Source organism: Catenulispora yoronensis (genome assembly GCF_039531695.1).
GTDB classification, from domain to species: Bacteria; Actinomycetota; Actinomycetes; order Streptomycetales; family Catenulisporaceae; genus Catenulispora; species Catenulispora yoronensis.
The window spans coordinates 49504-76012 of record NZ_BAAAQN010000002.1; the positions used below are offsets into that span (position 1 = coordinate 49504).

General features: G+C 71.3%; 23 protein-coding genes and 1 pseudogene. 9 read left to right on the forward strand and 15 right to left on the reverse strand.

The annotated features are described in order from the left end of the window. Positions 1-58 precede the first annotated feature (58 nt). Positions 59-1081 (reverse strand): class II fructose-bisphosphatase, encoded by a 1023-nt coding sequence (gene glpX, locus ABD481_RS01630; protein ID WP_344663657.1) that lies wholly within the window; start codon positions 1079-1081, stop codon positions 59-61. A gap of 145 nt (positions 1082-1226) precedes the next feature. Between glpX and ABD481_RS01635 the strand changes: the two genes are divergently transcribed. Beyond that, complete coding sequence (locus ABD481_RS01635; RefSeq protein ID WP_344663658.1) at positions 1227-1811, forward strand: DUF4245 domain-containing protein; 585 nt, start codon at positions 1227-1229, stop codon at positions 1809-1811. An 81-nt stretch (positions 1812-1892) separates the two neighbouring features. Here the strand turns inward: ABD481_RS01635 and ABD481_RS01640 are convergent, their stop codons facing one another. Further along, positions 1893-2129 (reverse strand): exodeoxyribonuclease VII small subunit, encoded by a 237-nt coding sequence (locus ABD481_RS01640; RefSeq protein ID WP_344663659.1) that lies wholly within the window; start codon positions 2127-2129, stop codon positions 1893-1895. A gap of 22 nt (positions 2130-2151) precedes the next feature. Between ABD481_RS01640 and ABD481_RS01645 the strand changes: the two genes are divergently transcribed. Beyond that, on the forward strand, positions 2152-2643 hold the full coding sequence (locus tag ABD481_RS01645; protein WP_344663660.1) for a GNAT family N-acetyltransferase: 492 nt from the start codon (positions 2152-2154) through the stop codon (positions 2641-2643). Here the strand turns inward: ABD481_RS01645 and xseA are convergent. Next, complete coding sequence (gene xseA, locus ABD481_RS01650; RefSeq protein WP_344663913.1) at positions 2624-3859, reverse strand: exodeoxyribonuclease VII large subunit; 1236 nt, start codon at positions 3857-3859, stop codon at positions 2624-2626. The two genes, ABD481_RS01645 and xseA, sit on opposite strands and share 20 nt — an antisense overlap. Before the next feature lie 118 nt (positions 3860-3977). On the opposite strand from xseA, the gene ABD481_RS01655 reads away from it, so the two are divergent. After that, a complete protein-coding gene (locus ABD481_RS01655) occupies positions 3978-4976 on the forward strand; it encodes a 4-hydroxy-3-methylbut-2-enyl diphosphate reductase (RefSeq protein WP_344663661.1) in 999 nt (332 codons plus the stop codon). A gap of 237 nt (positions 4977-5213) precedes the next feature. Here the strand turns inward: ABD481_RS01655 and ABD481_RS01660 are convergent, their stop codons facing one another. The 4 genes from ABD481_RS01660 to ABD481_RS01675 all read right to left on the reverse strand — a co-directional run bounded on the left by ABD481_RS01660 (position 5214) and on the right by ABD481_RS01675 (position 8807). Beyond that, a complete protein-coding gene (locus ABD481_RS01660) occupies positions 5214-5768 on the reverse strand; it encodes a hypothetical protein (protein WP_344663662.1) in 555 nt (184 codons plus the stop codon). 15 nt (positions 5769-5783) lie between these two features. Beyond that, positions 5784-6341, reverse strand: coding sequence for a DUF6542 domain-containing protein (locus ABD481_RS01665; RefSeq protein ID WP_344663663.1), 558 nt, complete (start codon positions 6339-6341; stop codon positions 5784-5786). 265 nt (positions 6342-6606) lie between these two features. Then, positions 6607-7701: a DNA recombination protein RmuC gene (locus ABD481_RS01670; RefSeq protein ID WP_344663664.1), complete on the reverse strand. Its 1095-nt coding sequence runs from the start codon at positions 7699-7701 to the stop codon at positions 6607-6609. Then, positions 7698-8807, reverse strand: a complete 1110-nt coding sequence (locus ABD481_RS01675) for an Ig-like domain-containing protein (protein WP_344663665.1) — start codon at positions 8805-8807, stop codon at positions 7698-7700. Before ABD481_RS01675 ends, ABD481_RS01670 begins: the two co-directional genes overlap by 4 nt. Before the next feature lie 207 nt (positions 8808-9014). Between ABD481_RS01675 and ychF the strand changes: the two genes are divergently transcribed. Beyond that, positions 9015-10088: a redox-regulated ATPase YchF gene (gene ychF, locus ABD481_RS01680; protein WP_344663666.1), complete on the forward strand. Its 1074-nt coding sequence runs from the start codon at positions 9015-9017 to the stop codon at positions 10086-10088. 94 nt (positions 10089-10182) lie between these two features. Here ychF and ABD481_RS01685 read toward each other — a convergent pair whose 3' ends face one another. Then, positions 10183-10650, reverse strand: a complete 468-nt coding sequence (locus ABD481_RS01685; protein ID WP_344663667.1) for a helix-turn-helix domain-containing protein — start codon at positions 10648-10650, stop codon at positions 10183-10185. 34 nt (positions 10651-10684) lie between these two features. After that, positions 10685-12013, reverse strand: coding sequence for an MFS transporter (locus ABD481_RS01690; RefSeq protein ID WP_344663668.1), 1329 nt, complete (start codon positions 12011-12013; stop codon positions 10685-10687). A gap of 113 nt (positions 12014-12126) precedes the next feature. On the opposite strand from ABD481_RS01690, the gene ABD481_RS01695 reads away from it, so the two are divergent. From ABD481_RS01695 to ABD481_RS01710, 4 genes are all read left to right on the forward strand, one after another. Then, positions 12127-13119, forward strand: a complete 993-nt coding sequence (locus ABD481_RS01695) for an ArsR/SmtB family transcription factor (protein WP_344663669.1) — start codon at positions 12127-12129, stop codon at positions 13117-13119. 145 nt (positions 13120-13264) lie between these two features. Next, positions 13265-14116: a hypothetical protein gene (locus ABD481_RS01700; RefSeq protein ID WP_344663670.1), complete on the forward strand. Its 852-nt coding sequence runs from the start codon at positions 13265-13267 to the stop codon at positions 14114-14116. Positions 14117-14386: 270 nt separating this feature from the next. After that, positions 14387-17275, forward strand: coding sequence for a N,N-dimethylformamidase beta subunit family domain-containing protein (locus ABD481_RS01705; RefSeq protein WP_344663671.1), 2889 nt, complete (start codon positions 14387-14389; stop codon positions 17273-17275). After that, a complete protein-coding gene (locus ABD481_RS01710; protein WP_344663672.1) occupies positions 17268-18389 on the forward strand; it encodes a hypothetical protein in 1122 nt (373 codons plus the stop codon). Before ABD481_RS01705 ends, ABD481_RS01710 begins: the two co-directional genes overlap by 8 nt. Positions 18390-18533: 144 nt before the next feature. Here ABD481_RS01710 and pstB read toward each other — a convergent pair whose 3' ends face one another. The 4 genes and pseudogenes from pstB to pstS form a co-directional block, all read right to left on the reverse strand. Further along, complete coding sequence (gene pstB / locus ABD481_RS01715) at positions 18534-19310, reverse strand: phosphate ABC transporter ATP-binding protein PstB (protein ID WP_344663673.1); 777 nt, start codon at positions 19308-19310, stop codon at positions 18534-18536. Positions 19311-19321: 11 nt separating this feature from the next. Then, positions 19322-20203 carry a phosphate ABC transporter permease PstA gene (gene pstA / locus ABD481_RS01720; RefSeq protein ID WP_425559099.1) on the reverse strand — a complete coding sequence of 294 codons (882 nt, stop codon included), beginning with the start codon at positions 20201-20203 and terminating at the stop codon, positions 19322-19324. 222 nt (positions 20204-20425) lie between these two features. After that, positions 20426-21388: pseudogene (gene pstC / locus ABD481_RS01725) on the reverse strand (phosphate ABC transporter permease subunit PstC); the annotation flags it as partial. A 210-nt stretch (positions 21389-21598) separates the two neighbouring features. Then, positions 21599-22792 carry a phosphate ABC transporter substrate-binding protein PstS gene (gene pstS / locus ABD481_RS01730; protein ID WP_344663674.1) on the reverse strand — a complete coding sequence of 398 codons (1194 nt, stop codon included), beginning with the start codon at positions 22790-22792 and terminating at the stop codon, positions 21599-21601. A gap of 211 nt (positions 22793-23003) precedes the next feature. Here pstS and ABD481_RS01735 point away from each other — a divergent pair, with 211 nt between their 5' ends. Further along, positions 23004-23609 carry a hypothetical protein gene (locus ABD481_RS01735; RefSeq protein WP_344663675.1) on the forward strand — a complete coding sequence of 202 codons (606 nt, stop codon included), beginning with the start codon at positions 23004-23006 and terminating at the stop codon, positions 23607-23609. 714 nt (positions 23610-24323) lie between these two features. On the opposite strand, the gene ABD481_RS01740 is transcribed toward ABD481_RS01735, so the two are convergent. Both ABD481_RS01740 and ABD481_RS01745 read right to left on the reverse strand, forming a co-directional pair. Then, on the reverse strand, positions 24324-25235 hold the full coding sequence (locus ABD481_RS01740) for an NUDIX hydrolase (protein WP_344663676.1): 912 nt from the start codon (positions 25233-25235) through the stop codon (positions 24324-24326). 193 nt (positions 25236-25428) lie between these two features. After that, positions 25429-26352 (reverse strand): CHAD domain-containing protein, encoded by a 924-nt coding sequence (locus tag ABD481_RS01745; RefSeq protein WP_344663677.1) that lies wholly within the window; start codon positions 26350-26352, stop codon positions 25429-25431. Positions 26353-26509 lie beyond the last annotated feature (157 nt).

Genomic DNA, 26509 nt, shown 5'->3' on the forward strand with positions numbered 1-26509 from the left:
TCACTGCACCGGCTCACCGCACTGGCTCACCGTCCAGTCCGCCGCCGGAGCGCAAGGATCAGTGGAACGCCACCGAGCTGTACTGCCGCAGCTTGTCCAGCCGGTGCTCGGAGTCGATCATCCGCACCGTCCCGGACTTGGACCGCATGACCAGCGACTGGGTGGTGGCCCCGCCCCCGGTGTAGTGGACGCCCCGGACCAGCTCGCCGTCGGTGAGGCCGGTGATCGCCACGAAGCAGTTCTCGCCGGAGACCAGGTCGTCGGTGAGCAGCACCCGGTCCAGGTCGTGCCCGGCCTCCACGGCCTTGCGGCGCTCGACCTCGTCCTTGGGCCACAGCCGGCCCTGGATCACGCCGCCCAGGCACTTGATGGCGCAGGCCGCGATGATCCCCTCCGGGGTGCCGCCGATCCCCATCAGCAGGTCCACGCCGGTGCCGGCGCGGGCGGCCATGATGGCGCCGGCCACGTCGCCGTCGGTGATGAACTTGATCCGGGCCCCGGCCGCGCGGATCTCGGCGACCAGCCCGTCGTGCCGGGGCCGGTCCAGCACCACCACGGTGACGTCGCCGGGCTCGCGGCGCTTGGCCCGGGCCACCGCACGGATGTTCTCGGCCACCGGCGCGGTGATGTCCACCACGTCGGCCGCCTCCGGTCCGGTGACCAGCTTCTCCATGTAGAAGACGGCCGAGGGGTCGTACATGCTGTGCCGGTCGGCGACGGCGATCACCGCCAGCGCGTTGGGCATGCCCTTGCCGGTCAGCGTGGTGCCGTCGATCGGATCCACGGCCACGTCGCACTCGGGCCCGGAGCCGTCTCCGACCTCCTCCCCGTTGAACAGCATCGGGGCGTGGTCCTTCTCGCCTTCGCCGATCACCACCACGCCGCGCATCGACACGGTGTTGATCAGTTTGCGCATCGCGTTGACGGCGGCGCCGTCGGCGGCGTTCTTGTCGCCCTTGCCGACCCACCGGCCGGCGGCCATCGCCGCCGCCTCGGTGACGCGCGCCAGCTCCAGGGCCAGGTTGCGGTCGGGGGCTTCCTGAGTAGGGGTTTCGTTCGCCTGCGGGACTGCGGCGTTCATGAGTGAAGAACTCCTCGAGGAGGGTAATCCGCGACGTCGCGGTTCACGAGGTATGTCGAGGTTGATCGTATCGAGCACCACGCCACCCGGGTACCGCACGGGGGCCCGTGGCACACCCCACCGGGACGGATGCGACCATATCCCTATGGCCCGCGTCTCCCCGCTGAAGAAAACCGTCCGGGACATGGTTCTGTCGATGGCGGTGATCTCCCTCCCGATCGTGGCGATCGTGGAGTGGTTCCCCCATGACTCCAAGAAACCCGAGGACGCGGCCCAGACCGTCGACTACTCGATCCCGCTCGACCAGGCCCGCCGCGACCCGGACCTGCCGTTCACCGCCCTGGCGCCGGCGAGCCTGCCGGCCGGCTGGCGCGCCACGTCGGTCCACGCGGACCTCGTGCCGGGCGAGCCGCAGCGCTGGGAGCTCGGGTTCCTGACCCCCGACAAGCAGTACGTGGCGCTGGACCAGATCACCGGCGCCCACGGCGTGGAGTCGGTGCTCGGCGACCAGGCTCCGGACGCGACCCCGCTCACCGGCTCCGCCGCCAAGGTCACCAGCGGCGGCTTCGACTGGCAGGTCTACGTCTCCGGCGACGGCAAGCGGCACGCGCTGGTGCGGACCACGGCCCCCACCGGGACCGCGGCGGCGGCCGCCGGGCCGGTCGGCGTCGTGGTGTCGGGCACCGTCGGGGTCACCGAGCTGGCCGGCTTCGCGGGCAGCCTGAAGTAGGGCTCAGCGCGGGCAGCCTGAGGTAGTGCTCGGCGCGGGCGGTCTGAAGCAGTGCTTGGCGCGGGCGGCCCGAAACAGGGCTCAGCCCTCTTCGCCGCCGATCGCCGCGTCGAGCCGCGCCCGCGCGCCGTCCAGCTTCGCCTGGCAATGCTTCGCGAGCGCCTCGCCGCGCTCCCAGGCGGCCAGCGACTCCTCCAGCGTCAGGCCGCCGGTCTCCAGGCGCCGGACGACGTCCATCAACTCGTCCCGTGCCTGCTCATAGCCGAGGTGGGACAGGTCGGGCGTCTCGCTCTGGGTACTGGTCGTCTCGTTCGCCATGGGAAAAGGATAGTTTCCGCCTGTGACTGCTGAAGCGAATGCGCGCCGGGCAGTGCCCGGCGACGAGGGCGAGATACTGCGGCTGCGGCATCAGATGGCGCATGACGTGTTCGGTATCGCACCGCCGTCGGCCGACGAGGCCAACCACGTCGCCGCGCTGAAGCTGCTGCGGTCGTGGCTGGAAATCGGCGACGAAGCGGGCACAGTGGTCTTCGTCATCGACGCGCCTGACGGCGAAGGCCTCGCGGCCAGCGCCATCGGCGCGGTGGATCAGCGGCTTCCCAATATGCGCAACCCATCCGGTTTGTCCGGATACGTATACGGCGTCTGCACCGACGGACGCTATAGGCGTCGCGGGTACTCGCGCCTCGTTATGCGCGCGCTTCTCGACTGGTACACCGCTCAGGGCATCCCGCGCGTGGAGCTGCATGCCAGCGAGTACGGCGATGCCCTCTATCGCGAGCTCGGCTTCAAAGAACCAAGCGGTGCCGCGCTTACGTGGTGGGCGTCGTAGATGGCGTGACTTCCGCGACCGTGGCGGTAAGGCGCCCGGAAGCAAGCCGAACGTCCAGCACATCTCCCTCGGCGACTTCCTCCACGGCCCGCACCGCATGCCCGGTCGGTCCCAGAACGATCGAGTACCCGCGCTCCAACGTCGCCATCGGCGACAACGCCCGCACCCGCGCCAGCGTGTGACCCAGGTCGTCGGCTGCCCGGTCCAGCCGATGACCGACCGTGGCGCGCGCCCGCCGCGTCAGCTCGTCCAGATCGTTCCGGCGCCCGTCGATCATCGAGTACGGGGACGCCAGCACCGGCCGCTGCCGGAACGCGCCCAACCCCATGGCCTCGCGCTCCAGTATCCGCGCCACCGAACGCCAAGCGTTGCGCCGTAGTTCGGCGACGCGGTCCATCTCCTCTGCGACGTCCGGGACCACGCGCTTAGCGGCGTCCGTGGGAGTCGACGCGCGGAAGTCCGCGACGAGGTCCAGGATCGGCGAGTCCGGCTCGTGCCCGATCGCGGAGACGACGGGCGTCGCACAGTCCGCGACCGCCCTAATGAGTGCCTCATCGGAGAACGGCAGCAGGTCCTCTACAGAGCCTCCGCCGCGCGCGATGATGATGACGTCCACCTCGGGATCGGCATCCAGCCTCGCCAAGGCCGGCAGGATCTGCGGCACCGCCTTGGACCCCTGCACATCCGTGTTCTCGACGCGGAACTGCACACCTGGCCACCGCCGCTTAGCGTTCTCCAACACATCGCGCTCCGCCGCCGATGCCCGACCTGTGATCAGTCCCACACAGCGCGGCAGGAACGGCAACGGCTTCTTCCGCTGCGGCGCGAACAGCCCTTCAGCGCCGAGCTTCGCCTTGAGCATCTCCAACCGCGCGAGCAGTTCACCGAGGCCAACCTGCCGGATCTCTTCCGCGCGAATGGAGAAGGTCGAACGCGGAACGTAGAAGTCCGGCTTCCCATATACGACGACGCGCGCGCCCTCCGCAAGAGGAGGCACCACCGTGTCGAAGACCCGGCGGAACGTGGTGACCTGCATAGAGACGTCCGCGGAAGGATCGCGCAGCACCAGGTACACCATTTGCGAACCGGGACGCTTGTTGATCTGCGCCAACTGCCCCTCGACCCAGATCATCCCCAGCTTGGCGATCCACCCGCCGACCGCTTCGGACACCTGGCGGACGGGGATCGGCTGATCTGCTGAGGATTGCATGGCCATGGGGAGGAGCCTAGCCACCAGTGCCGACGCTGGGGGAACCGTGCGCGGCCTGGCTGCGACGTGGCGAAGTTGTGGAGAAAACCGATCACGGACCGGACGGCCGCGGGCGCCGCCTACCATGGAGACCATGAACGCCTCCGCACCTGAAGCACGCCGCGTCCTCCTCGCCGCACCCCGCGGATACTGCGCGGGAGTGGACCGCGCGGTCGTCACCGTGGAGAAGGCGTTGGAGCTCTACGGGGCTCCGGTGTACGTCCGCAAGGAGATCGTCCACAACAAGCACGTGGTGCAGACCCTCCAGAACCGCGGCGCGGTGTTCGTCGAGGAGACCGACGAGGTGCCCGAGGGCGCGACCGTGGTCTTCTCCGCGCACGGCGTGGCGCCGATCGTGCACGAGGAGGCGTCCGCGCGGCGCCTGAAGACCATCGACGCCACCTGCCCGCTGGTCACCAAGGTGCACAAGGAAGCGGTGCGGTTCGCCGAGCAGGACTACGACATCCTGCTCATCGGCCACGAGGGCCACGAGGAGGTCGTCGGCACCACCGGCGAGGCCCCCGAGCACATCATCCTGGTCGACGGCCCGGACGCGGTGGCCGGCGTCGAGGTGCGGGACCCGGCGAAGGTGGCGTGGCTGTCCCAGACCACGCTGTCGGTGGACGAGACCACCGAGACCGTGGACCGGCTGCGCACCCGGTTCCCGCTGCTGCTGGACCCGCCGTCCGACGACATCTGCTACGCCACCCAGAACCGGCAGACCGCGGTCAAGCGCATCGCCGGGGAGTCCGACCTGGTGATCGTCGTCGGCTCGAAGAACTCCTCGAACTCGGTGCGGCTGGTCGAGGTGGCGCTGGAGTCCGGCGCCGGCGCCGCGCACCTGGTGGACTACGCCTCCGAGATCAGCGAGGACTGGCTGGACGGCGTCACCACCGTCGGCCTGACCTCGGGCGCCTCGGTGCCGGAGGACCTGGTCGACGGCGTGCTGGCCTGGCTCGCCGAGCGCGGCTACGGCACCGTCGAGGTGGTGCGCTCGGCGGAGGAGAAGCTGCTGTTCGCGCTGCCGCCGGAGCTGCGCAAGGACATGCGGGACGCCGGCGAGGTCGTGCACAACGCCGGGTAGCGGGTAGCGGGTAGCGGGTAACACCGGCTAACACCGGGTAACGGCTAGCAGTTGGCGGTCGGCAGCAGTTCAGCGACCGCCGGCGAGGCTCCGGGAGTGTGAGCGGCCCCACCGCTCGCACCTCCGGCCGCCTCAAGTAGCCTCCGGTCGCCTCCGGTCGCCTCCGGTCGCCTCCGGTCGCCTCCGGTCGCCTCCGGTCGCCTCCGGTCGCCTCAGGCCGCCTCTGGTCATCTCAAGTCATCCCGACCCCCGCAACGGCGCCACCACCGTCTCCCCGCGCCGCGGCTTCGACCCCGGGAACGGCGGCTTCCGGCAGCTCCGGCAGCACGGCGTCCGCTCCCCGGTGTCCCCGAACACCCAGGTCCGGCTCCGCCGCCCGAGCGCCGGGCTCCGCGTCTCCTCCAGCGCCAACGGCCGTGCCAGCTGCGCCGTGATCCACTCCGCCGCGTGCTCCGCCATGTCCTCCGGCGCCGCCCGCGGGTCCCGCACGTTGATGTAGCCGGGCGCGCCGGGCTCGTAGTCGTCCCAGATCGCGCAGTCGTCGCCCCAGTAGCCGCCGAACTCGCCGGGCCCCAGCCGTAGTTGCAGGCCGAACGGGTCGGCCTCCGGCACCGTCAGCAGCGCCAGCACCGAGGGGCCGGTGAGCGCCAGCGCCCACGAGTCGAACGCGATCACCCCGAGCGGGTTCCAGTCCAGAGCCGCGCGGCGCAGCCCGGCGAGGAAACGGCAGCCGTAATCGTCCAGCGGGAACCGCCCGCCGGAGTCGATCTCGAACCAGATCTCGCCGTTCATCGCGTCCGCGCCGCGCTACCGCTTGGCGCCGCCTCGCGTCCCGGCCCAGCGTGCCGCGATCAGCGCCGCCGCCAGGCCGGTCCCGAGGAACAGCGGCCGCGGCTTGAGCGCGAGCAGGGCGCCGAGCGAGGCGAGGTGGTTCCCGATCCCGTGCCCGGCGTCCAGCACACCGCACTCGATCGCGGCCAGTAGCCCGGCGCAGTAGGCCAGCGGCGGCACGATCACGCCGGCCAGCAGGTCGCGGCGGCGGACCAGGGTGGCGGCGTGGAAGGCGGCGGCGACGAAGACCAGGCCGAAGATCCAGTGCACGCCGCCGGTGAGCAGCGCGTCCGCAGCGGCGGCCAGCACGGTCGGCACCGTGACCGTCAGCAGCACCCCCCAGGCGGTCAGCGCCTGGCGCCGCCTCGGCCGGCGCGCGGCGGCACTGCCGATCCCGACACCGGGCCGGCTCAGGCCGGGGCCGATGGGGGTCCGGCCGGCGCCGGGGGCGACCCCGGCGCGGGGGAGTGTTGTGCGCGGGCGCACCCCCGGCCGCGACGGGCTGGTGGAGCGGAAGTCGAGTGGGGCGGCCATGCGTTCCCTGCGGAGGGCGTCACGTTCGCGGCGGTTCGCCGGGATCCGGGCGGCCGGACGCGGGGCAAGGCGGCTGGCTCCTTGGTTCACGGATCCGAACCTACGGCGCTGTCTGGCACATTCCTGGTAACGAAACGCCGCCTATAGCGACTCCCTTAAAAGAGAACGCTGGAGATTGCCGGTGATCGCTGGAGACTACTGGGGGATGCACACACAGGAACTCGCACAACGCACATATGGAGAACGTAATAGTGCGGAGAGCTGCTCAATCCGCCAGTGCGCGCGTCTGCACCTCGACCTGCGCGGGAACCGTCAGCTCCTCGTCCACCAGGCCCAGCTCATTGAGGCGTCGCGCGGTGACCAGGACGCGAGTCTCCAGAGAACCGACTGACTGGTTATACGCGGCCACCGCGGAATTCAGTCCCCGCCCCACACGGTCGAAGTGGCCGCTCATCGTGTTCAGCCGCCCATATAGCTCGCGGCCGAGCTCGAACACCTCCCGCGCATTCGCCGCCAGCGTGTCCTGGGTCCAGGCGTAGGCGACGGTGCGCAGGAGCGCGATCAGCGTGGTCGGCGTCGCGACCACGACCCGGCGCGCGGCGGCGTACTCCAGCAGCTCCGCATCGATGTCCACAGCCTGTGAAAGAAAAGCTTCGCCCGGGACGAACAGCACCACGAACTCCGGCGTCGGCCGCCCGCTGGCCCCGAGGGCGCGCCAGTACGCCTTCGACGCCAGCTGGTCGACGTGGGTGCGCAGATGCTTGGCGTGCGAGACCAGGAACTGCTGCCGTTCGGTCTCGTCGGTGGCCTCGGCCGCGTCCAGGTACGCCGCCAGCGGCGTCTTCGCGTCCACCACCACGTACTTGTCCCCGGCCAGGCGCACCACCAGGTCCGGACGCAGCAGGCCCTCGCCGCCGGTGGCGGCGGCCGAGCCCGGCAGCACGGTCTGGGTCTGGAAATCGCAGCGGTCGACCATGCCGGCCAGCTCCACGGCCCGCCGCAGGTGCATCTCGCCCCACTGTCCGCGGACCTCGGGCCGGCGCAGCGCGGTGACCAGGGCAGCGGTCTGGGTGCCGAGGGCGCCGGCGGCGTCCCGCACGTCGTCGATCTGCTGGGCCAGCGCCGCCTGCGAGGCGGCACGGCCCCGCTCCAGCTCGCGCAGCCGGTCGTCGAGCCGGGACAGCGACTCGTTGATCGGCCGGCCGGCCGCGTCGAACTGCGCGCCGGCCAGCGCCAGCAGCCGGTCCGCGGAGTGGTCCATCGCCTCGGAGCTGACCGCCAGCCGCCGGGACCGCTCCCACAGCACGCCGAGCAGCGCGCCGAACGCGATCCCGATCACCAACAGCAGCACAGGCATCATGAGTCCATAGTGTCCCCCGAGGCTCGCCAGTGTGACCGATCGGCGCGCGGGGCGAGCACGGTCAGCAGCAGGCCGGCGCCCAGCAGGCCGCCGGCCGCCAGCAGCATCGCGACCAGGTCGTCGGCGGTGCCGGTCTGCGCCAGCAGCTGGCGTACGCGGACGTCGAAGGACTTGACGAGGACCTGGCCGTCGGCGGTGACGATGCGCAGCGTGAAGGCGTCGTCGCCGCTGAACCCGGAGGCCGGGGTGTAGGTGACGGTGCAGTTCGGATGCGAGGAGATCTTCCCGTGGCGCGCGCCGCTGAGCACCCCGATGTCCTGGGCGGCGCCCTCGCAGACCGGGATGACGACCGGCCGGCCGGGCGAGGTGAGGATCGGCGGCTGGGCCGGGCGCTCGCGCACCGCCGGCGGCTGGTCGTCGGCGGCCAGCCAGAGCTGGTAGGTGGGCAGCCCGGACTGGACGGCGGCGTGGAACTCCAGCGTGGCCACCGCGGCCGTCGGCCGGAACCAGCCGGAGGCGCCGTTGGTGTCGGCGACGTTGCCGACCAGGGTCCCGGTCCCGGGCTCCCAGACCGGCAGGTCGGTGCCCTGCTGCCCGACGCAGGAACTGGGCAGCGGGCTGCCGGCGCAGTAGTTGAAGGTGCCCTGGAAGCCCAGCGCCGAGGCCGGGAGCGGACGGCCGTCCTGGTCGAAGGCGATGACCTGGACCGTCTCGGCGTCGACGTCGCCGAGGGCGAAGCCCCAGGTGCCGGCGGCCAGCGGGCGGGCGAAGGACAGCACGGTGGTCGACGGGGCGCGGCCGGCGGCGGTGCGCAGCAATGCGTACGGATGACCCTGCGAGCTGCCGAAGACCTGGCCGAACGGGGTGGCGGCGTTGAGGAAGGCGCTCTGGCCGGAGGCCGACGACGGCGCGAGGCTGTCGGTGGTGACGTGGGCCGACGGGAAACCGCTCGCGGTGGTGGTGACGCTCTCCCCGGCGAAGTCCCAGGCGGCGTAGTGCGAGCGCCCGGCGGCGGCGAACGCGGCCGGCGCGGCCAGGCCGAGCGCGATCCCGGCCGCGCCGCAGGCCAGCACGGCCTTCTTGACTGTGGCAGGCGTGCCCCGCACGACGACCTCCCGACTGGATAGCGCTCCTGGTCCCGCCCCGTCGGCGGCCCGTCCGAGCGTGGCGCGGGCGCCGTTCAGCGCGGTGGAGGAACGGGGCCGCAACCGGCGAGTCCCCTCGATCGGCCTAGCTACTCCGCCAGGCTGCGATAATCGAGCGGGACCACCTCGGGCCCGCCCTCACCGCTACGTCGATAGGACAGTTGGACAATGGCGCTCACCATCGGAATCGTCGGACTCCCGAACGTGGGCAAGTCGACCTTGTTCAACGCGCTCACCAAGAACGACGTGCTCGCCGCGAACTATCCGTTCGCCACCATCGACCCCAACGAGGGCGTGGTCGGCGTGCCGGACCCGCGGCTGGCCCGGCTGGCCGAGCTCTACAGCTCGCAGAAGGTGGTCCCGGCGATGGTGACCTTCGTCGACATCGCCGGCATCGTCCGCGGCGCCGCCGAGGGCCAGGGCCTGGGCAACAAGTTCCTGGCCAACATCCGCGAGGCCGACGCCATCTGCCAGGTGATCCGGGTCTTCACCGACCCGAACGTGATCCACGTCGACGGCAAGGTCTCGCCCGCCGATGACATCGAGACGATCAACACCGAGCTGATCCTGGCGGACCTGCAGACCATCGAGAAGGCCCTGCCGCGCCTCCAGAAGGAGGCCCGGATGAAGAAGGAGACCCAGGCCACCGTCGCCGCGATCGAGGAGGCGAAGAAGGTCCTGGACTCCGGCCGCACCGTCTTCGCCGCCGGCCTGGACCGCGAACCGCTGCGCGAACTCCACCTGCTGACGGCGAAGCCCTTCCTCTACGTCTTCAACGTCGACGAGGACGAACTCACCAACGAGGCGCTGAAGGACGAGATGCGCGCCCTCGTCGCCCCGGCCGAGGCCATCTTCCTCGACGCCAAGATCGAGCACGAGCTGATGGAACTCCCCGACGACGAGGCCCTGGAACTCCTCCAGGGCCTGGGCCAGGACGAGTCCGGCCTGAACCAGCTGGCCCGCGTCGGCTTCAACACCCTGGGCCTGCAGACCTACCTGACCGCCGGCCCGAAGGAATCCCGCGCCTGGACCATCCGCAAGGGCGCCACCGCCCCCGAAGCCGCCGGCGTGATCCACACCGACTTCCAGCGCGGCTTCATCAAGGCCGAGATCGTGTCGTTCGAGGACCTGGTGGAGTGCGGGTCCGTCGCCGAGGCGCGGTCGAAGGGGAAGGCGCGGGTGGAGGGGAAGGACTACGTGATGGCGGATGGGGATGTAGTCGACTTCAGGTTCAACGTATAAAGACACTGATATGGGGCGCAGGGTCCCCGCGACGTGGCGGAGACCCTGTGGCCGAGTGGCCGAGTGGCGGAGTGGCGGAGGTGCGGTCGGAAACCTATCGGCGAGCTGCTGTGGTGGTCTGTGCGGCCGGCTCTCCGGCGGCCGCGATTGCCGGGCGCTCCACATCCTCGTCGCTGGTTTCCGACTCCGGCAGCGCTGGATGGCCGAGTATCGCTTCCAAGTCCAGTGCTACTGCCTTGCCGTTTATGGTGAGCGTGATCGCCACGTCGGTCGCGCCGGTCGCGGTCAGGTAGTTGTACAAGGTGGACAGATACATGTCCCGACGGTTCTCGGTTCTGGACACGACTCCCTGAGCCGAACCGAGTCTTTTCGCCACCTCGACCTGCGTCAGTTCCGCCGCTTCCCGGACCATCGCCAGGTTCATGGCGTAGATCCGGTCCATCTCCGCGGTCGCTTCACGGATCTTCGACACCCTGGCTGCACGAGCCGGGTCGGACATCAGCCGACGCCTGCGGTCCCGTGCTGACTCGGCGCCGACGAAGGTCCTTTCCTCTTCGCTCATGGTCTTCCCTCCCATCACCCATCCGTACTCACCATCACCCGGCCGCCCGCCGGTCGATCGCCGGGCCGAGGGCGGCGATGCCGATGATCGCCGCGGTGCCGGCGGCGAGCATGCCCCACCAGAGGAAGGCCGGGCCGGCCAGGGTGTAGACGGTGGTGCCGAGGGTCAGGGCGAGGAAGCGGGCCACGCCCCAGGTCCAGCTGAAGGCGCCTTGGTAGCGGCCGCGGGCTTCGGCGGGGGCGAGGTCGGCGATCAGGGCGCCGGCTATGCCGCCGGTGGCGACTTCGCCGAGGGACCAGACGGCGACCGTGGCGGCGTAGGCCGGGGTGGTGTGGGCGAGGCCGGTCAGGGCGACGCCGAGGGCTATCAGGGTGCTGCCGGCGAGGAAGACCGGGGTGCGGGGGAAGCGGGACAGGTAGGTGGTGGCCAGCGGCTGGAGGGCCACCACCAGGCCGGCGTTGACGGCGGCGGCCAGGCCCATCGAGGAGGCCGGGAGGCCGTCGGTGCGGATGGCCAGGGGCAGGGCGCTCTCGGTGAGGCTGTAGATGAACAGCTGGATGCCGAACAGCGGCATCAGCTTGCGGGCCAGGCGGTCGCGGAAGACGACGCCGTAGCCGGAGCTCCGGGGCGATGCGGAGGCGCTCGGGGTGGCCGAGCTGCCCAGGGCGCCCTCGGCGCCCCCAGCAGACCCCGACCCCGCCCCCTCCCGCGCCGCCGCCCGCTCAGCCACCCGCGCGCTCCGGTCCGACGGCAGCTGCGTCGCCACGATCGCCGCGAACGCCAGCGACGTGCCCCCGTCCAGGGCGAACAGCAGCCAGTACCCGTGCGCCGCGAGGTAGCCGCCGAGGACGCCCGCGATCGCGGTGCCGATGTTGACCGCCCAGCCGAACAGGGCGAAGGCCTCGCGGCGCCGGCCGGCGGCCACGGTGTCGGTCAGGGTCGCGTACGACGCCGGGCCCACCATCGTCGCCGTGCTGCTCAGCGCGATCGCCGCCAGCGCCATGGTCGCCACGTTCGGCGCCAGGAACAGCGCCCCCTGGGCGGCGGCCGTGCCCAGCAGGCCGGCCAGCATCGTCAGCTTGCGGCTGTGGAGGTCGGCCAGCCAGCCGCCGACCGCCGGGCCGACCAGGTTGCCGGCCCCCAGCGCGCCGAGGACGTACGGGGTCTCGGACGCCGACACGCCGCGGGAGCCGAGGAAGAACACGAGGAAGGGGCCGACCAGGAAGCCGATCCGGTTGACGACGGTGCCGGCGAAGATCACCCAGATCGCCTTGGGGAACCCGGTGAAGGCCGCGAGGGGGTTGCGGAGGCGGCGGATGCGGGCCGGCGCGCTTTCCGCCGGGCGGATGCTCGTGGTGGTCATGGCGGCAACAGTGGCGCTCGGCGGCGATCATGCGACAATGATTCGGCCCCGCCCGAATCCACCGGCGCGGGGCGGGGAGATCCGCTGATGGGTTCGGGAGGGGGGCGGGCGCCGTGTCGGCCACGTTGGCGTTCACCGCAGAGGAACTGGCGCTGGTGCGCTTCTCCGTCTCGCCGATGTGGGAAGTGATCACCAGCTTCCGGGTGCTGAGCCGCCCGGGCCGCTACCCGGTCCACGGCCCCTGGTTCGACCAGGTCCGGCCGCGGCTGGCCGGCGCCGGACTGCTGACCGGCCGGCTGGCCTCGCTGTTCCACGCCGAGAGCTACATCCCCGACTTCCTGTCCCCGGTGCCGGTCGTCGCGGCCCCGACCCTGGCCGAGGAACTCGCCGCCATTCGGTCGACCTCGCCGGACCACCTTTCGGCTGATCTGGATTACTACGCCGGCCTGATCGCCGACCGCCCGCGCCCGCCCTTCGTCGACCGTCTGCGCACCCACACCGAGTCAGCCTTCTGCGAGCTGTCGGCGGAGATCGAGCAGTACTTCGAGATAGCCCTGGCGCCCTACTGGGCCCGGATCCGGACCCTGCTGGACGCCGACGTCTACCACCGCGCCCGCCAGGTCGCCGAGCACGGCGCGGCCAGACTGTTCAACGAACTGCACCCGGACGTCAGCTGGAACAGCGGAACCCTGCGGATGCTGCACCGCCAGCGCGTCCTGTGCCGCGACGACAATGCTCCGGGCCTGATTCTCGTCCCGTCCGCTTTCGCCTGGAACAAGATTCTCACTCGCGCCGCCACCGGCGACGTCCCCCAGCTCTGCTACGGCGCCCGCGGCGTCGGCACCGTCTTCGCCCGCCGCGCGCCCGAGCCGTCCGAAGCCGTCGCGGCGGTGATCGGCCGCTCCCGCGCGCTGCTGCTCGCCGAACTGGAGGCGCCGGCGTCCACGACGGAACTGGCCGCGCGCACCGGGATGTCGGCCGGCGGCGTCTCGGAACACCTCACCGCGCTGCGCGGCGCCGGCATGGTGAGTGCGCACCGCGCCGGCCGTTCCGTCCTCTACGCACGGACTTCGGTGGCTGACTCACTCCTGGCCGCGGCGGTTTGACAAGGCGTCCAACAGGTCCTGGAGATCGGGGGATTTCGTAGAAAGATGCGATGCGCCCCTGGCGCGCCGGTGGCGGTCAGTGCTTCATTTGTAGGCGGGGAGAGAACGGAGCGCTGTCAGCCATTAGCTGAACGGAGTCAAGGCGATGCCGCGATCACGCCGCAAGTTCGACATCGACGAGTTCGTCCGCGCGTGTCTGGAGGCTTGGGAGGCCGACGGAGCCGACGCGGTCAAGGACGTGCTGGACCGGACACTCGGGCGCGGGTGCGCGCCGGTGCGGGAGTGTTTCGGCGACCCGCGCGAGGCCCACCTGCAGGTTCTGTATGCGGGACCTGAGCTGGTCATCGAGAACATGGTGTGGGCCCCGGGGATGTCCTACCCCGCGCACAACCACAACACCCCGGTGATGACCGGGGTTTACGCAGGTCTGGAGGTCAACGACTTCTATCACCCCAGCCCCCGGATCGGCGGCCGCTTACAGCGGACTGAAACGGTCGACATCGGCGAAGGCGACGCGGTGTTGATGGGCTACGACGCCATTCACCGGATAGCCAATCCGAACCGCCGCAGTTTCACCGGAGCATTCCACATTTATATGGGGGATTATCTCCACTCTTCCCGTTCCATCTGGTACCCCGACGAAGCCTCGGAGACCGCGGCGTCGTTCGCGCTCACCAAGGACATCTTCGCCGCCGCCAACCGCGACCTGGTCACGGCGCGCGCCCTGGAGGCCGAGCCGCGGCACCGCAAGCGGAAGGGCACCGGCGGGCTCACCGCCGTGACCTTAGCCACGGGCCCCGCGATCTCGGGGTCCACCACGGGTACGGCGACGGCCGGCGCGGCCACGTCGAACGCCACCGCGGCGAACGCCGCGGCTCTGGCGGCGGCGACCGCGGCGGCCGTCGGCGCGTCCGGGCCGAGGCGGGGGTCGAAGCCCCGCGCCGGCTCCGGCGGCCCTTCCAGGGCTCATCTCCACCCGCCGGGTGAGCAGGGGTAATCCGGCCGCCCGAACCCTCCGTCCAACAACCACCGTATTTCCGACTACGTACCCGGATGCCGGTGACCGGCCTGCTCGACACTGGTAACGAGCACTCCGGCCGGCCGCGCCACGACAGCCGGGCCCTGCGATCCGTTCGAGGATCGCAGGGCCCGGCGGCGTATGCGCGCCAGGCGGACGGCCCCCGCGCGGCGATCGCCGCGCACCGCCGTCCGGACCCCCGCCGCGGTGCCTCGGCTGATTCACGAGTGGTGAGGGTTGGGGAAAACGTTGTTCGGATTCAGGATTGCCGCGGCCGACGCCGCCGGTGCGTCGCGGCGGTCGCGTCGTGCCTCCGGCGCGGCGGGCATCGCGGTCGGTGCCACGGTGCTGGCGGTCGCGGCGGGGGTGATGCCGACGGCGGCCGCCGCCGGTCGGCCGGCCGGCGACGGGGCGCGGCTGACGGCTCCGGCCGCGGCGACGCACTCCTCGCCGTCAAAGCCCAGCGGTACCGCCACCGGGGCGCGGACCACGACGGCGAAGACCGCCGGGGCCCCGGGGTCCGGGCCGACGACCGCGGCCTCCTCCACGCCCGCCGCGCCGCCGGTCACCACTCCCACGCAGCTGCCGCCGCCGGCGCCGCAGTCCACCCCGAACGCGATCTTCCTGGAGAACCAGAACCCTGGCAGCGGCGCCTGGCAGATACCCCAGCCGGGCAAGCGGGTCGGCGACGACGCGCACCTGCAACTGGAGGCGTACGCCGACGCGAACAGCGTGCAGCACGGCCAGACCATCGGCTTCCACGTCACCACGACCCCGGCGCAGAACTACAGCGTCCAGATCTTCCGCATGGGCTACTACGGCGGCGCGGGCGCGCGGCTGATGACGACCAGCGAGCAGATCCCCGGCGGGCCGCAGCCGACCTGCCCGCTGGACGTGCCGACCGGCCTGATCGAGTGCCACTGGGCCACCGGCTGGCAGCTCGCTGTCCCGAACGACTGGCTGTCCGGGCTCTACCTCGCGGTGTTCACCAACGCCAGCGGCTACCAGTGGGCCGACCCTTTCACCGTCACCGAGCCGACCCGGCCCTCGCAGATCGTGCTCGTGGACCCGGTGAACAACTACGAGGCCTACAACGAGTGGCCCTACAACCAGGTCTACGGCAAGAACCTGTACGTCGGCTTCGGGCCGATGACGGTGGCCGGCACCGGCCAGGCCGTGAAGGTCTCCTTCGACCGGCCCTACCAGCAGGAGTACGGCGCCGGCGAGCGTGACCGCGGGTCCAACTGGACCGCGCGCTGGCTGGAGCAGAACGGCTACGACGTCACCTACGCGACGTCGACCGACATGCAGCAGAACACGATCGACCTGGGCAACTACAAGGTCTACATCTCCCCGAACCACGACGAGTACTGGTCCGGGCAGATGTACGACAAGCTCCAGGCCGCCGAGCAGAAGGGCCTGAGCCTGGCCTTCCTGTCGGCGAACTCGATCTACTGGCAGGTGCGCAGCGAGCCGTCGAGCAGCGGCCAGGCCGACCGGGTGGTGGTCTGCTACAAGGGGATCAACGACCCGGTGCAGGGTCCGACCACCACGCGGCTGTGGCGGGATCTGGGCCGCCCCGAGCAGGCGCTCCTGGGCGCCAGCTACGAGTGGGCGATGGCCGCGGACACCAGCTGGATCTCCAGCGGCGCCGGGGGACCGGCGCAGGCCGGGGCCCAGGTCGGCAAGGGCGCGGTGATCCCGAAGCTGATCGGCGTGGAGGCCGACCGGGTGGTGCCGGGCCAGGCCAACCCGCAGGCGAAGCAGTTCTATGTGCTGTCCAACTCGCCGTTCTCCAACCGGTACGCGCCGAACACGGCGCCGCAGTACCTCCAGCAGTCGACGCTCTACCAGGCGATGTCCGACGCCTGGGTCTTCGACGCCGGGACCTTCAACTGGGGCAAGGGGCTGGCCGACACCGGGCGCGGCTACGCCGACGGCCGGGTGGCCACGATGATGGCCGACATCCTGGCCACGATGCTGGGGCAGTCCAACGCCGCGACCGTGGACCGGGTGGCGGGCGCCGACCGGTACGGCACGGCGGCGGCGATCTCCCGCTACGCGTTCCCGAGCGGCGCGTCGTCGGTCTACATCGCCAACGGCACCGCCTTCGCCGACGCCCTCACCGGCGCCCCGGCGGCCGGCCACGACAAGGCGCCGACCCTGCTGACCGACACCGGCGCGCTGCCGGCGGCCACCGCGGCCGAGCTGAACCGGCTGGCGCCGCAGACCATCTACGTCCTCGGCGGCCCCGCCGTCGTCTCCGACGCGGTGGTGGCCCAGCTGGCCCGCTACGCCCACGGCGGCGGCGTCCGGCGGCTGGCCGGCGCGGACCGGTACGGCACGGCCGTGGCGGTGTCGCAGCACGCGTTCGCGCCCGGCGTCCCGGTCGCCTACGTGGCGGCGGGCACCGGCTACCCGGACGCGATGGCGGCCGGCGCGGCCGGCGCGCACGAGGGCGCGCCGGTGCTGCTGACCGACAGCAACGCCCTGACGGCGTCCACCGCCGCCGAGCTCCAGCGCCTGCACCCGACCAAGATCGTGGTCCTGGGCGGCCTGAAGGCGGTGTCCGGCACGGTGCAGGCGCAGCTGTGGAACTACGCCCCGGTGACCCGTGCGGCGGGCGCCGACCGCTACCAGACCGCCGCCGCGCTGGCCTCGATGACCCAGCACCAGGGCACCGTCGACACGGTCTTCCTGGCCAACGGCCTGACCCTGGCCGACGGCCTCACCGGCGGCGCGGCCGCCGGCCTGGTCGGCGCCCCGCTGCTGACCACCGACAGCGGCGGCCTGAACCCCTGGACCGCGGCCGAGATCAAGATCCTGAATCCCAAGCACATCGTGGTCCTGGGCGGGCCCGCGGTGGTCACCCAGGGCGCGCTGAACGTGATGGCGCAGCTGTTCTCGGGGACCTCGTACAAGGCCTACACGGCCATCGCTGCCGACCCGGCGCCGACGGCCCCGCCGACGAGCCCGACGACGCCGAGCACCCCGACGACCCCGAGCACGCCGGCCACTCCGGACACCACGCCGACGACGCCGACCACGCCGAAGCCCACCGAGCCCACCGCGACGGGCTCGGCGCCGAGCACTCCGGCCACACCGAAGGCGACCGGGACGGCGGCCAGCAGTGGCTGACTTCGAGGACGACTTCGACGTGGCGAGCCTGGTCGACGCCGCCTTCGGGGCCGCGCCGGTCCGGAAGGCGGAGGAGCCAGAACCAGAACGAGAACCAGAACCAGAACCAGAACCAGAACCCAAGCCAGAACCGGAGCTTGAACCGGAGCCCGAGCCTGAAAAGCTCGAAGCGCCTAAGGCTGTGGCTGAAACCGCCACTCCGACTCAGGACACCGAACCGTCATCACCCACCCCGGCACCGGCCTTCACCAAAACCCTGCCCAAGCTCACCCGCGGCCGGCTGGCAGCGGCGGCAGCCGTTGTCGTCGGCGTCGCCGTGGCCAGTGTGGTGCTGCTGTCCGGGGGCGGATCCGGCAACGCCGCGACGCAGAACGGGGCGGCCGGGGCGCAGCCGTCGGTGAATCCGCAGGCGTTCTATCCGGTGCAGAGCGCGTCGGCGTTCGAGACCGGGGCGAAGTCGGAGCTGACCGATGCCGAGCTGCAGGGCGCCGTGTCCGGGTGCGACGCGTGCAAGCTCGTCACGCGGGCCAACGGCTTCACGCCGGACAGCGGCGTGCTCGCCCTGTTCCGGACCGGTGAGCCGGAGGCCGGCAGGTCGAACGCGAAGCTGGTCGCGGTCGGCGGCGACGGGAAGCTGCTCTGGTCCGCGCCGGACGGGTTCAAGGCCCTGACCGCCGGCATCGAGCGGTTCAGCGTCGACGGCGCCGGGAACTTCTACCTGGCGCTGCCCGGGGCCCGGACCGGGCAGGTGCTGGTGGCTCTGGCGTGGCGGGACGGCAAGGTGCAGGACCTCGGCGGGCTGCTCGATCCGCGGATCACCAGCGACTCGATCGTCGGGGTGCTGCCGCAGGCCGCGCCGGGCGCCGACGCGACCATCGTCTCGCAGTCCACCGCCGGGATCCCGGACGCCGCCACCGGCGGGCTGGTCGAGTCCCAGTACCGGATCGAGAACGGGGCGCCGGTGCTGATCGGCTGCCGGCGGCACGTCGGCGAGTCCGGCCAGTGGATCGCGTTCCAGCCCAGCGCCGACGGCTGCAAGCACTGGCCCGCCGGGCCGGTCGGACCGCCGGACGACGACGACGATCCCACCGCGCCGGTCGCGCCGCCGTCCTAGGCCTGGGCTGCCGCCTCGCGCCGCCGTCCTAGGCCTGGGCCGCCGCCTCCCGGCGCCGTCACGAGCCCTTCCGAAAAAGCGAAGACCCCCAGCGCGTCCCTCGTCGCGCTGGGGGTCTTCGAGCCTTGCGGCACCGCTACCGGCTCACCCGAACCGGCCCGTGATGTAGTCCTCGGTCGCCTTCTCGGTCGGGTTGGCGAAGATCCGCGAGGTCTCGTCGATCTCGATCAGCCGGCCCGGCGTGCCGGTCCCGGAGATGTTGAAGAACGCCGTCCGGTCCGAGACCCGCGCCGCCTGCTGCATGTTGTGGGTCACGATCACGATCGTGTACTCCGACTTCAGCTGCGAGATCAGGTCCTCGATCGCGGTGGTGGAGATCGGGTCCAGGGCCGAGCACGGCTCGTCCATCAGCAGCACGTCCGGGGACACCGCGATGGCGCGCGCGATGCACAGCCGCTGCTGCTGGCCGCCGGACAGGCCCGAGCCCGGCTTCTTCAGCCGGTTCTCGACTTCCTTCCACAGGTTCGCGCCCTTGAGCGAGGACTCGACGACGTCGTCGAGCTCGCTGCGCTTCTTCACGCCGGCCAGGCGCAGACCCGCGGCCACGTTCTCGTAGATCGACATCGTCGGGAACGGGTTCGGGCGCTGGAACACCATGCCGATGCTGCGGCGCACCGCCACCGGGTCCACCCCGGTGCCGTACAGGTCCACGTCGTCCAGCGTGACCTTGCCCTCCACCCGCGCGCCCGGGATCACCTCGTGCATCCGGTTGAGCGTGCGCAGGAAGGTGGACTTGCCGCAGCCGGAGGGGCCGATGAAGGCCGTCACGGTGCGCGGCTCGATGGTCATCGAGATGTCCTCGATGGCCCGGGTCGGCCCGTAGTAGGCGGACAGGCCCGCGACGTCTATTCGCTTCGCCATTTCGATCTCTCCTAGGCCCGGCCGGGCTTCTTCCACCAGGCGATCAGCCTGGCGATGACGTTCAGCAGCATGATGATGATGATCAGCAGCAGGGCCGCGGACCAGGTGCGGTCGTTGGAGGCCGGCTGCGACGAGGTGTACGTGTTGTAGATCACCGTCGGCAGCGTGGCCTGTCCCTCGGCACCGCTGAACGGGTTGGGGTTGATGTTCGAGATGTACCCGACCACCAGCAGGATCGGGGCGGTCTCGCCCATCACCCGGGCCACACCCAGCATGACGCCGGTGACGATGCCCGGCAACGCCGTCGGGATGACGATCTTCGTGATCGTCCGCCACTTCGGCACGCCGAGCGCGTAGGACGCCTCGCGCAGCGAGTCCGGCACCAGCTTCAGCATCTCCTCGCTGGAGCGGATGACGATCGGCAGCATCAGGATCATCAGCGCCAGCGCCCCGGCGAAGCCGTTCGCCTTCTGGCCCAGGCCCAGGATCCACAGCGACAGGATGAACAGGCCGGCCACGATCGAGGGCAGGCCCATCATCACGTCCACGAAGAACGTCACCGACCGGGCCAGCATCCCGCGCCCGTACTCCACCAGGTAGACCGCCACCAGCAGGCCGATCGGCACCGCCATCAGGGTGGCCAGGGCGGCCTGCTCCAGGGTGCCGATGATGGCGTGGTAGACGCCGCCGCCGGGGTCGCTCTCGGAGACGTTGCGCAGCGAGTGGGTCAGGAAGTCCAGGTTCAGCGCGTTCGTGCCCTTGGACACCACCAGCCACAGGATCGAGGCCAGCGGGACGACCGCCAGGACGAAGGTGGCCACCGTCAGGCCCCCGGCCAGGCTGCTGCGCAGCCGGCGCGCCGGCGAGGGCGCGGACAGCACGCCGCCGCCCACCGTGGCGCCGGCGCCACGGTGCGAGCGGCCGCGGCCGGCCGTGTCGTCCGCGGCCACGTCCGGCACCGAGTCCTTGGCCTCGAAGGCGCCCCGGCCCTCGGCCCGGTCGGCGGCCTCGGCCGCGTCGTAGGCCGACTCGTAGTGCATCGACTCGCCGGGGTTGCCGATCCGGAACAGCCCGGAGATGCCGCGCCGCCCGTCCTTGCGCTCGCCGCCCTTGGTGATCCGCCGGGCCAGCGCGTTCACCAGGAAGGTGACCACGAACAGCACCAGACCGGAGGCGATCAGCGCGCCCTGCCCGGTGCTGAAGGCCGAGCCGAACTGCAGCGCGATGTTCGCCGCGATGGTGTTGCCGCCGGGCTGGAGCAGCTTGGTGACGAAGATGTAGGACGGCGAGAGCACCATCGCGACCGCGACGGTCTCGCCGAGCGCGCGGCCGAAGCCCAGCACGACCGCCGAGCCCACGCCGCTGCGGCCGTAGGGCAGCACCGCGAGCTTGATCATCTCCCACCGGGTGGCGCCGAGCGCGTAGGCCGCCTCGACCTGGTCGCGCGGGGTCTGCAGGAACACCTCGCGGGAGATCGCGGCGATGATCGGCAGGATCATGATGGACAGGATCACGCCGGCGGTGAACACCGAGCGGCCGAAGATCCCGGACTCGAACAGCGGGATCCAGCCCAGGACGTCGGAGACCAGCTGGGAGGCGCCCTGCATGTGCGGCACCAGGAACAGGATGCCCCACAGGCCGTAGATGATCGAGGGGACCGCGGCCAGCAGGTCCACGATGTAGCCCAGCACCTGGGCCAGGCGGCGCGGGGCGTACTGGGTGATGAACAGCGCCACGCCCACCGCGACCGGCGCGGCGATGATGATGGCGATCAGCGAGGTGACCAGGGTGCCCCAGGCCAGCGCCCCGATGCCGAACTTCGGCGGGGTGTCGTCGGGGGCCCACTGGCCGGTGTAGGTGACCACGTTGGCGGTGTTCGCCGACAGCGCGTCCTGGGCCCGGTACACCAGGAACGCGGCGATCGCGCCCATCAGCACCAGCAGAAGGATCGCGGAGCCGCGCACCGCTCCGGAGAAGACCGCGTCGCCCCGGCGGGTGCCGGAGTCCAGGCTCTTGGCGGAGCCTCCGCCACCGGGGCGCGGGGTGGGCCGGGTGGCGGTCGGCGCTATGCCGCTCATTCGGGTCCTGCCTCGTCGCTCGGGCGCCCACTGATTGGGCCCGGATGGTATTCGTTCACTGCTGGTTTCGATTCCGTTAGACCAAAACGGACATTCCGGAACGCCGCGCTGTGCGGGCTCCAGCGCCGACACGCCGGAGCCGATCGGTGGTGGCCGATGGCTCCGACGTGTCGCATCAGGATCTGTGTCCCCTCAGGGTGGGCCCGCGGACTAGCTCAGCGCGGCGAAGATCGCGCCGACCTTCGACTGCTGGTCGGAGGACAGGGCCACGTAGCCCAGCTTCTCCAGCTGCGACTGGGCGCCGTTGCCCGCGGTGTACTGCAGGAAGTTCTTCAGCACCGGGAGCTTGGCCGAGTCGTTGCCGGTGGAGCAGATGATCTCGTACGTCACCAGGACGGCCGGGTACGCGTCGTCGGCCGAGTAGGTGTAGTCGAAGTTGAACTTGTAGTTGCCGGCGGCGGTGTCCACCTGCGCCTTGGAGATGAAGTTCGAGGCGTTGCTGATGGTCAGCGGGACGAACTTGCCGGCCGCGTTGCCGATCGCCGCGGTCTTCAGGTTGTTCTGGGTGGCGTAGGAGACCTCGGCGTAGCCGACCGCGCCGGAGGTGGACTGCACGGCCTGGGCCACGCCCTTCGACCCCTGCGCCGCCTGGCCGTTGCTGCCCGGCCACTGCTTGTTCGCCGGGGTCGGGAAGTCCGCCGCGGCGGTCTTGTTCAGGTAGTTCGAGAAGTTGAACGAGGTGCCCGAGGCGTCGGACCGGTGGTAGGCCTGGATGGCCAGGTCCGGGAGCGCGACACCGGGGTTCTCGGCGGTGATCGCGGCGTCGTTCCACTTGGCGATCTTGCCGTTGAAGATCTTGCCCAGGGTGGAGGCCGACAGGTTCAGCTTGTCCACGCCCGGCACGTTGTACATGACCGCGATCGCGCCGGGGATGGTGCCCACGGAGACCGCCGGCTTGCCGCCGCAGCGCTGGTCGGCCTGCTTCTGCTGGTCGGCGTTCAGCGGGTAGTCCGAGCCGGCCCAGTCGGCCTGCTTCTGCACGAACGCCGTCACGCCCGGGCCGGAGCCGTTGCCGTTGTAGCTGATGTTCGTGCCGCTGCCGCACTTGGTCTGGTAGTCCTTGATGAACTGGGTGATCGCCGTGGCCTGCGCCGACGAGCCCTGCCCGGACAGGGTGCCGCTGGCACACGTGATGTCGCCGGTGGCGCCCGAGGCGGACGACGAGGAGGAGCCGGAAGCGGAGCTGGTCGAACCACCCGCGGCCGAGGTCGTCGACGAGGAACCGCCGGAGCTCGACGAGGAGTTGTTGTCCGAGCCGCAAGCCGTCAGGCCGGCCAGGGCGATGGCCAGCACCCCGGCGCCGACCGCGGCACTGCGTCCATTAACACCAGCGTGGATCTTCACCGGGAAGTCCCTTCGAATCATCGGAAGTCTTTTTGCATGCGCTGTCATCGACGAAGCTAGGGAGGCGAGGTGAATCGATGGACGGGTGAAGGTGAACGCAGGGTGAACGGTGCTGGGCGGCCGAAGGTGCTGTGTAACCTCGGCAACGCCGGGTAGTCGGGAAACCGGCCGGCGCGCGGCATCGCGGCCCCGCGCGGAGGAGGGGCGAACGATGCGCACATGGACACTCAGAGTCTGCGGCACCGCACTGGCGGCGGCACTGGCTGTGACCCAATCGGGCTGCCAGAGCAAGAGCACGGCGAGCGGGGGCAAACCACGCTCGCGCACCACCACCCACTCCGCGGGCGCCACCACCGCCCCGGGCTCCACGGCGACCCCGCCCGCGGCCGGCGGCAGCTGCCACGCCGGACCCGGCCCGCTGCCGGACCCGACCTGCACCCCGGGCGCGATCAACCCCCAGGTCACCCAGGCGAACATCGCCACCACGATCTGCGCCTCCGGCTGGACCGCCACCATCCGCCCACCGGTGAGCTTCACGAACAAGCTCAAGACCGACGGCATCAAGGCCTACGGCTACACGAACACGGCCCTGTCCGGATACGAGGAGGACCACCTGATCAGCCTGGAACTCGGCGGCGCGCCCTCGGACCCGAAGAACCTGTGGCCCGAGCCCGGCGCCTCGCCGAACGCCAAGGACAAGGTGGAGAACGACCTCAACCACGCGGTGTGCTCAGGGAAGGTGCAGCTGGCCGCCGCGCAGAAGGCGATCGCGACGGACTGGGTGACGGCGGAGAAGACGGTCGGGATCGGGGGCTGAGGGCGGGGGTGACTGCGGCGGGCGGGGGCTGACTGCGGCGGCTGAGCCGGGCCGCCGAGTCGGGACTTTCGGAAGGCTTGCGGAAAGATTTCCGAAATCTCCGAAAGCGCCTTGCGCCAAGCGCTACCAGCAACGCCGGCCCGGTCGAAATTCGGTCCTCGACGGCACGGCCTTCGGCAAGCAGCTGCCGACTAGCGTGGCCAGTATTCGGTTTTCAGCCGCACGGTCTTCGGCAAGCATTCACCGAAGTCCAACACGACTGCCCTGGCCCGCATTCGGTCCTCACGCACGGCCTTGGGCAAGCACCTGCCGACTAGCCTGGCCAGCATTCGGTCTTCAGCCGCATGGTTTTCGGTAAGCATCTGCCGAGAGCCAACGGGACTGCCCTGGCCAGCATTCGGTTCTCAACCGGCAAGCATCTGCCGAGGGCAACGCGACTGGCCTGGCCCAGCATTCGGTCTTCAGCTGCATGGCTTTCGGCAAGCACCGTTGAAGGGCAACGGGACTGCTCTGGCCAGCGTTCGGTTCTCAACCAGCAAGCATCTGCCGAGGGCAACGTGACTGGCCCGGCCAGCATTCGGTCCTTAGCTGCTTTCGGCAAGCATCTGCCAAGGGCAACGCGACTGGTCCGGCTGGCATTCAGTCCTTCAGGCTTCAGCTGGGGTTTTGGCAAGCATCTGCCCCGCTGCCCCAGCTCTCCCTCCCGCCCAGCCCTCAGGCCTTCAACCGATCCACAGCGATAACCGAACCGTCCCGCACATGCAGCACCCAAGCCTCGCCCGGCGCCAGCGCGCGCCGTCCGGCCCAGACCGCTTGGCCCAGCGGGCTCTCGCCGAGCAGTTCCGGCAGGACCGGGCGGTGGGTGCAGGCCACGAGTGGGCGGCCTGCCTTCACCACCTGGCGGAGCCATGCGCGGGCGGCCTCTGGTTCGGCGTTCTCGGCGAGGGCCGGTTCGGTGGTGAGCTCGGTGCCGAGGTGGTCGGCCGTCGGTTGCAGGGTCTGCATGCAGCGGGTGAACGGGGAGGTCACCAGGGTGTTGTCGCCGTACGCCGTCAGGGCCGGTACCAGGGCTTCTGCTTCTTCCCGGCCCGGGTCGGTCAGTGGGCGTTCGGGTTCGGCGCCGTCCCAGCGTTTGCGGGACAGGGCGTCGGCGTGGCGGAGCAGGATCACCGGGACGGTGTCGACCGGTAGGGCGGCGAAGGCTTCCAGGAGGTCCTGGTCGGTCTGGCGGGTGATCACGTCGCGGGCGAGGCGGACCGGTACCCAGCGCAGGTCGTCGACCTCGGAGTTGGGAGTGAACTCCACGTCGGCGGCGGCTTGTGCGGCCCAGTACTTCACGCGCTTCATCCGGGCCGGGCCGCCGTAGGAGACGTCGTAGACCTGGGTCGGCAGGCGGCGGCCCACCACTACCGGGTAGCCGGTCTCCTCGCGGACTTCGCGGACGGCCGCGGCCAGCCAGCTCTCGCCGTGGTCCAGCTTGCCCTTGGGGAAGGACCAGTCGTCGTAGCGGGGCCGGTGGATCAGTGCCACTTCCGGGCCCAGGGCGGCCGGGCGCCACAGCACGCATCCCGCGGCCCGGACCTGGATCGGGCCGGACGGCGGCGCGGCGGCGGTGGGGGCGTTCATGGCGGGGCGACCTTTCTCGCTGCCGTCCGCGGTCCGGGCGGGGCCGGACCGGGTTCCTGTTCCCGGGACGCCGTCCTGGCCGGCCGCCGTCCCCGTTGTGCGACAGCGGCTTCCGGGCCCGGGGGCCGGATGCCGCCTTCCACGCGGGCGGCGCCGGGGTGCGCGGGTCCGGGCCTCCGGGCCCGGCACCGCCTCACTCCACCAGCACCGCCGAGCTCCGGGCCCGCAGCACCGCCAGCCGCTGCTCCTCGTGCAGCCGCCCCAGCACGTAGCCGGTGGTGGCCGCGATCCGCGGCGTGTCGGCCGCCCGGTGCACGCAGTCGGCGGCCAGTACCGCGTCCCGCTGCTCGCCCAGCGCTCCACTCACCAGCGTAAGCCTTGCGATCAACGCGGCCGGATCGTGTCCGCCGACGACCGCCCCGGCCGGCCGGCACAGCTCGGTGGCGTGCAGCGCGGCCTCGGTCACGCCGACCGCCGCCAGCCACCGGGCGTCGCCGTCGCCGTCCTCGGCGGTCAGCGGCTCCGGCAGCGCCTCGGCCTGCCGCCGCCAGGCGTCGTAGGCGCCGCCCGCGATCTCCGGCAGCACGTCGGCGCACGGCCGCTCGGCCGCCGGGGTCAGCGGCACGTCGCGGGCCAGCGTCGCCATCTTGTCGGCCAGGGCGTGGAAGCCCGGTCCGACCAGCGCCGCGGTCGCCGCCCCGTGCGCCGCCGAGCGCTCCCGGTCCAGCATCCGGGTCAGCAGGGTCCGGGTCCGGGCCGCGCCGCCGTCCGGGTAACGGCCCTCGGCGATCCACCGGTCCAGCGGCGCCAGCAGCCGGGGCCGCACCGCCTCGGCGTCCCGCTCGGCGGCCAGTACCCGCGCCGTCGCCTCCAGTTCCCGGCCCAGCTCGTCGGCCCAGGCCGGATCGACCAGGTCGCGGCAGGCCGCCAGCGCCGAGCCGACCCGGCGGCAGGCGGCGCGCAGCCGCACCGCCGCCGTCTGCTGCACCGGTAGCGCGCTGTGCGTCAGGAAGGCGCGGGACTGTTCGGCGAGATACCCCCGCACCGCCAGTCCCGCCGGTCCGTCCGGCGAGGCCGCCCCGAAGCCGGCCATCGCGCGCTGAGTCGCTGCATCCATGTGTCCGCCACTGCCCCCACGACGTGCGTCAGGCTTCGCGCCTGACGGTTCGGTTCCGCCGTTGCCCGGATGGCGGTACTGATCCTTCGTGCTGCGTGTCCCGAACCGTCCGGCACCCTCGGACGGTCCGTCCTGCCCGCTGTCTCCCCCACAGCGT

What these genes read in the sequence shown, in the direction of transcription:
- xseA (WP_344663913.1), bottom strand. Translation starts at nt 3,859, where the DNA reads ATGGCCATGCAATCCTCAGCAGATCAGCCGATCCCCGTCCGCCAGGTG.
- glpX (WP_344663657.1), bottom strand. Translation starts at nt 1,081, where the DNA reads ATGAACGCCGCAGTCCCGCAGGCGAACGAAACCCCTACTCAGGAAGCC.
- ABD481_RS01635 (WP_344663658.1), top strand. Translation starts at nt 1,227, where the DNA reads ATGGCCCGCGTCTCCCCGCTGAAGAAAACCGTCCGGGACATGGTTCTG.
- ABD481_RS01740 (WP_344663676.1), bottom strand. Translation starts at nt 25,235, where the DNA reads ATGAACGCCCCCACCGCCGCCGCGCCGCCGTCCGGCCCGATCCAGGTC.
- ABD481_RS01665 (WP_344663663.1), bottom strand. Translation starts at nt 6,341, where the DNA reads ATGGCCGCCCCACTCGACTTCCGCTCCACCAGCCCGTCGCGGCCGGGG.
- ABD481_RS01670 (WP_344663664.1), bottom strand. Translation starts at nt 7,701, where the DNA reads ATGATGCCTGTGCTGCTGTTGGTGATCGGGATCGCGTTCGGCGCGCTG.
- pstB (WP_344663673.1), bottom strand. Translation starts at nt 19,310, where the DNA reads ATGGCGAAGCGAATAGACGTCGCGGGCCTGTCCGCCTACTACGGGCCG.
- ABD481_RS01640 (WP_344663659.1), bottom strand. Translation starts at nt 2,129, where the DNA reads ATGGCGAACGAGACGACCAGTACCCAGAGCGAGACGCCCGACCTGTCC.
- ABD481_RS01700 (WP_344663670.1), top strand. Translation starts at nt 13,265, where the DNA reads ATGCCGCGATCACGCCGCAAGTTCGACATCGACGAGTTCGTCCGCGCG.
- ABD481_RS01690 (WP_344663668.1), bottom strand. Translation starts at nt 12,013, where the DNA reads ATGACCACCACGAGCATCCGCCCGGCGGAAAGCGCGCCGGCCCGCATC.
- ABD481_RS01660 (WP_344663662.1), bottom strand. Translation starts at nt 5,768, where the DNA reads ATGAACGGCGAGATCTGGTTCGAGATCGACTCCGGCGGGCGGTTCCCG.
- ABD481_RS01655 (WP_344663661.1), top strand. Translation starts at nt 3,978, where the DNA reads ATGGAGACCATGAACGCCTCCGCACCTGAAGCACGCCGCGTCCTCCTC.
- ychF (WP_344663666.1), top strand. Translation starts at nt 9,015, where the DNA reads ATGGCGCTCACCATCGGAATCGTCGGACTCCCGAACGTGGGCAAGTCG.
- ABD481_RS01745 (WP_344663677.1), bottom strand. Translation starts at nt 26,352, where the DNA reads ATGGATGCAGCGACTCAGCGCGCGATGGCCGGCTTCGGGGCGGCCTCG.
- ABD481_RS01685 (WP_344663667.1), bottom strand. Translation starts at nt 10,650, where the DNA reads ATGAGCGAAGAGGAAAGGACCTTCGTCGGCGCCGAGTCAGCACGGGAC.
- ABD481_RS01735 (WP_344663675.1), top strand. Translation starts at nt 23,004, where the DNA reads ATGCGCACATGGACACTCAGAGTCTGCGGCACCGCACTGGCGGCGGCA.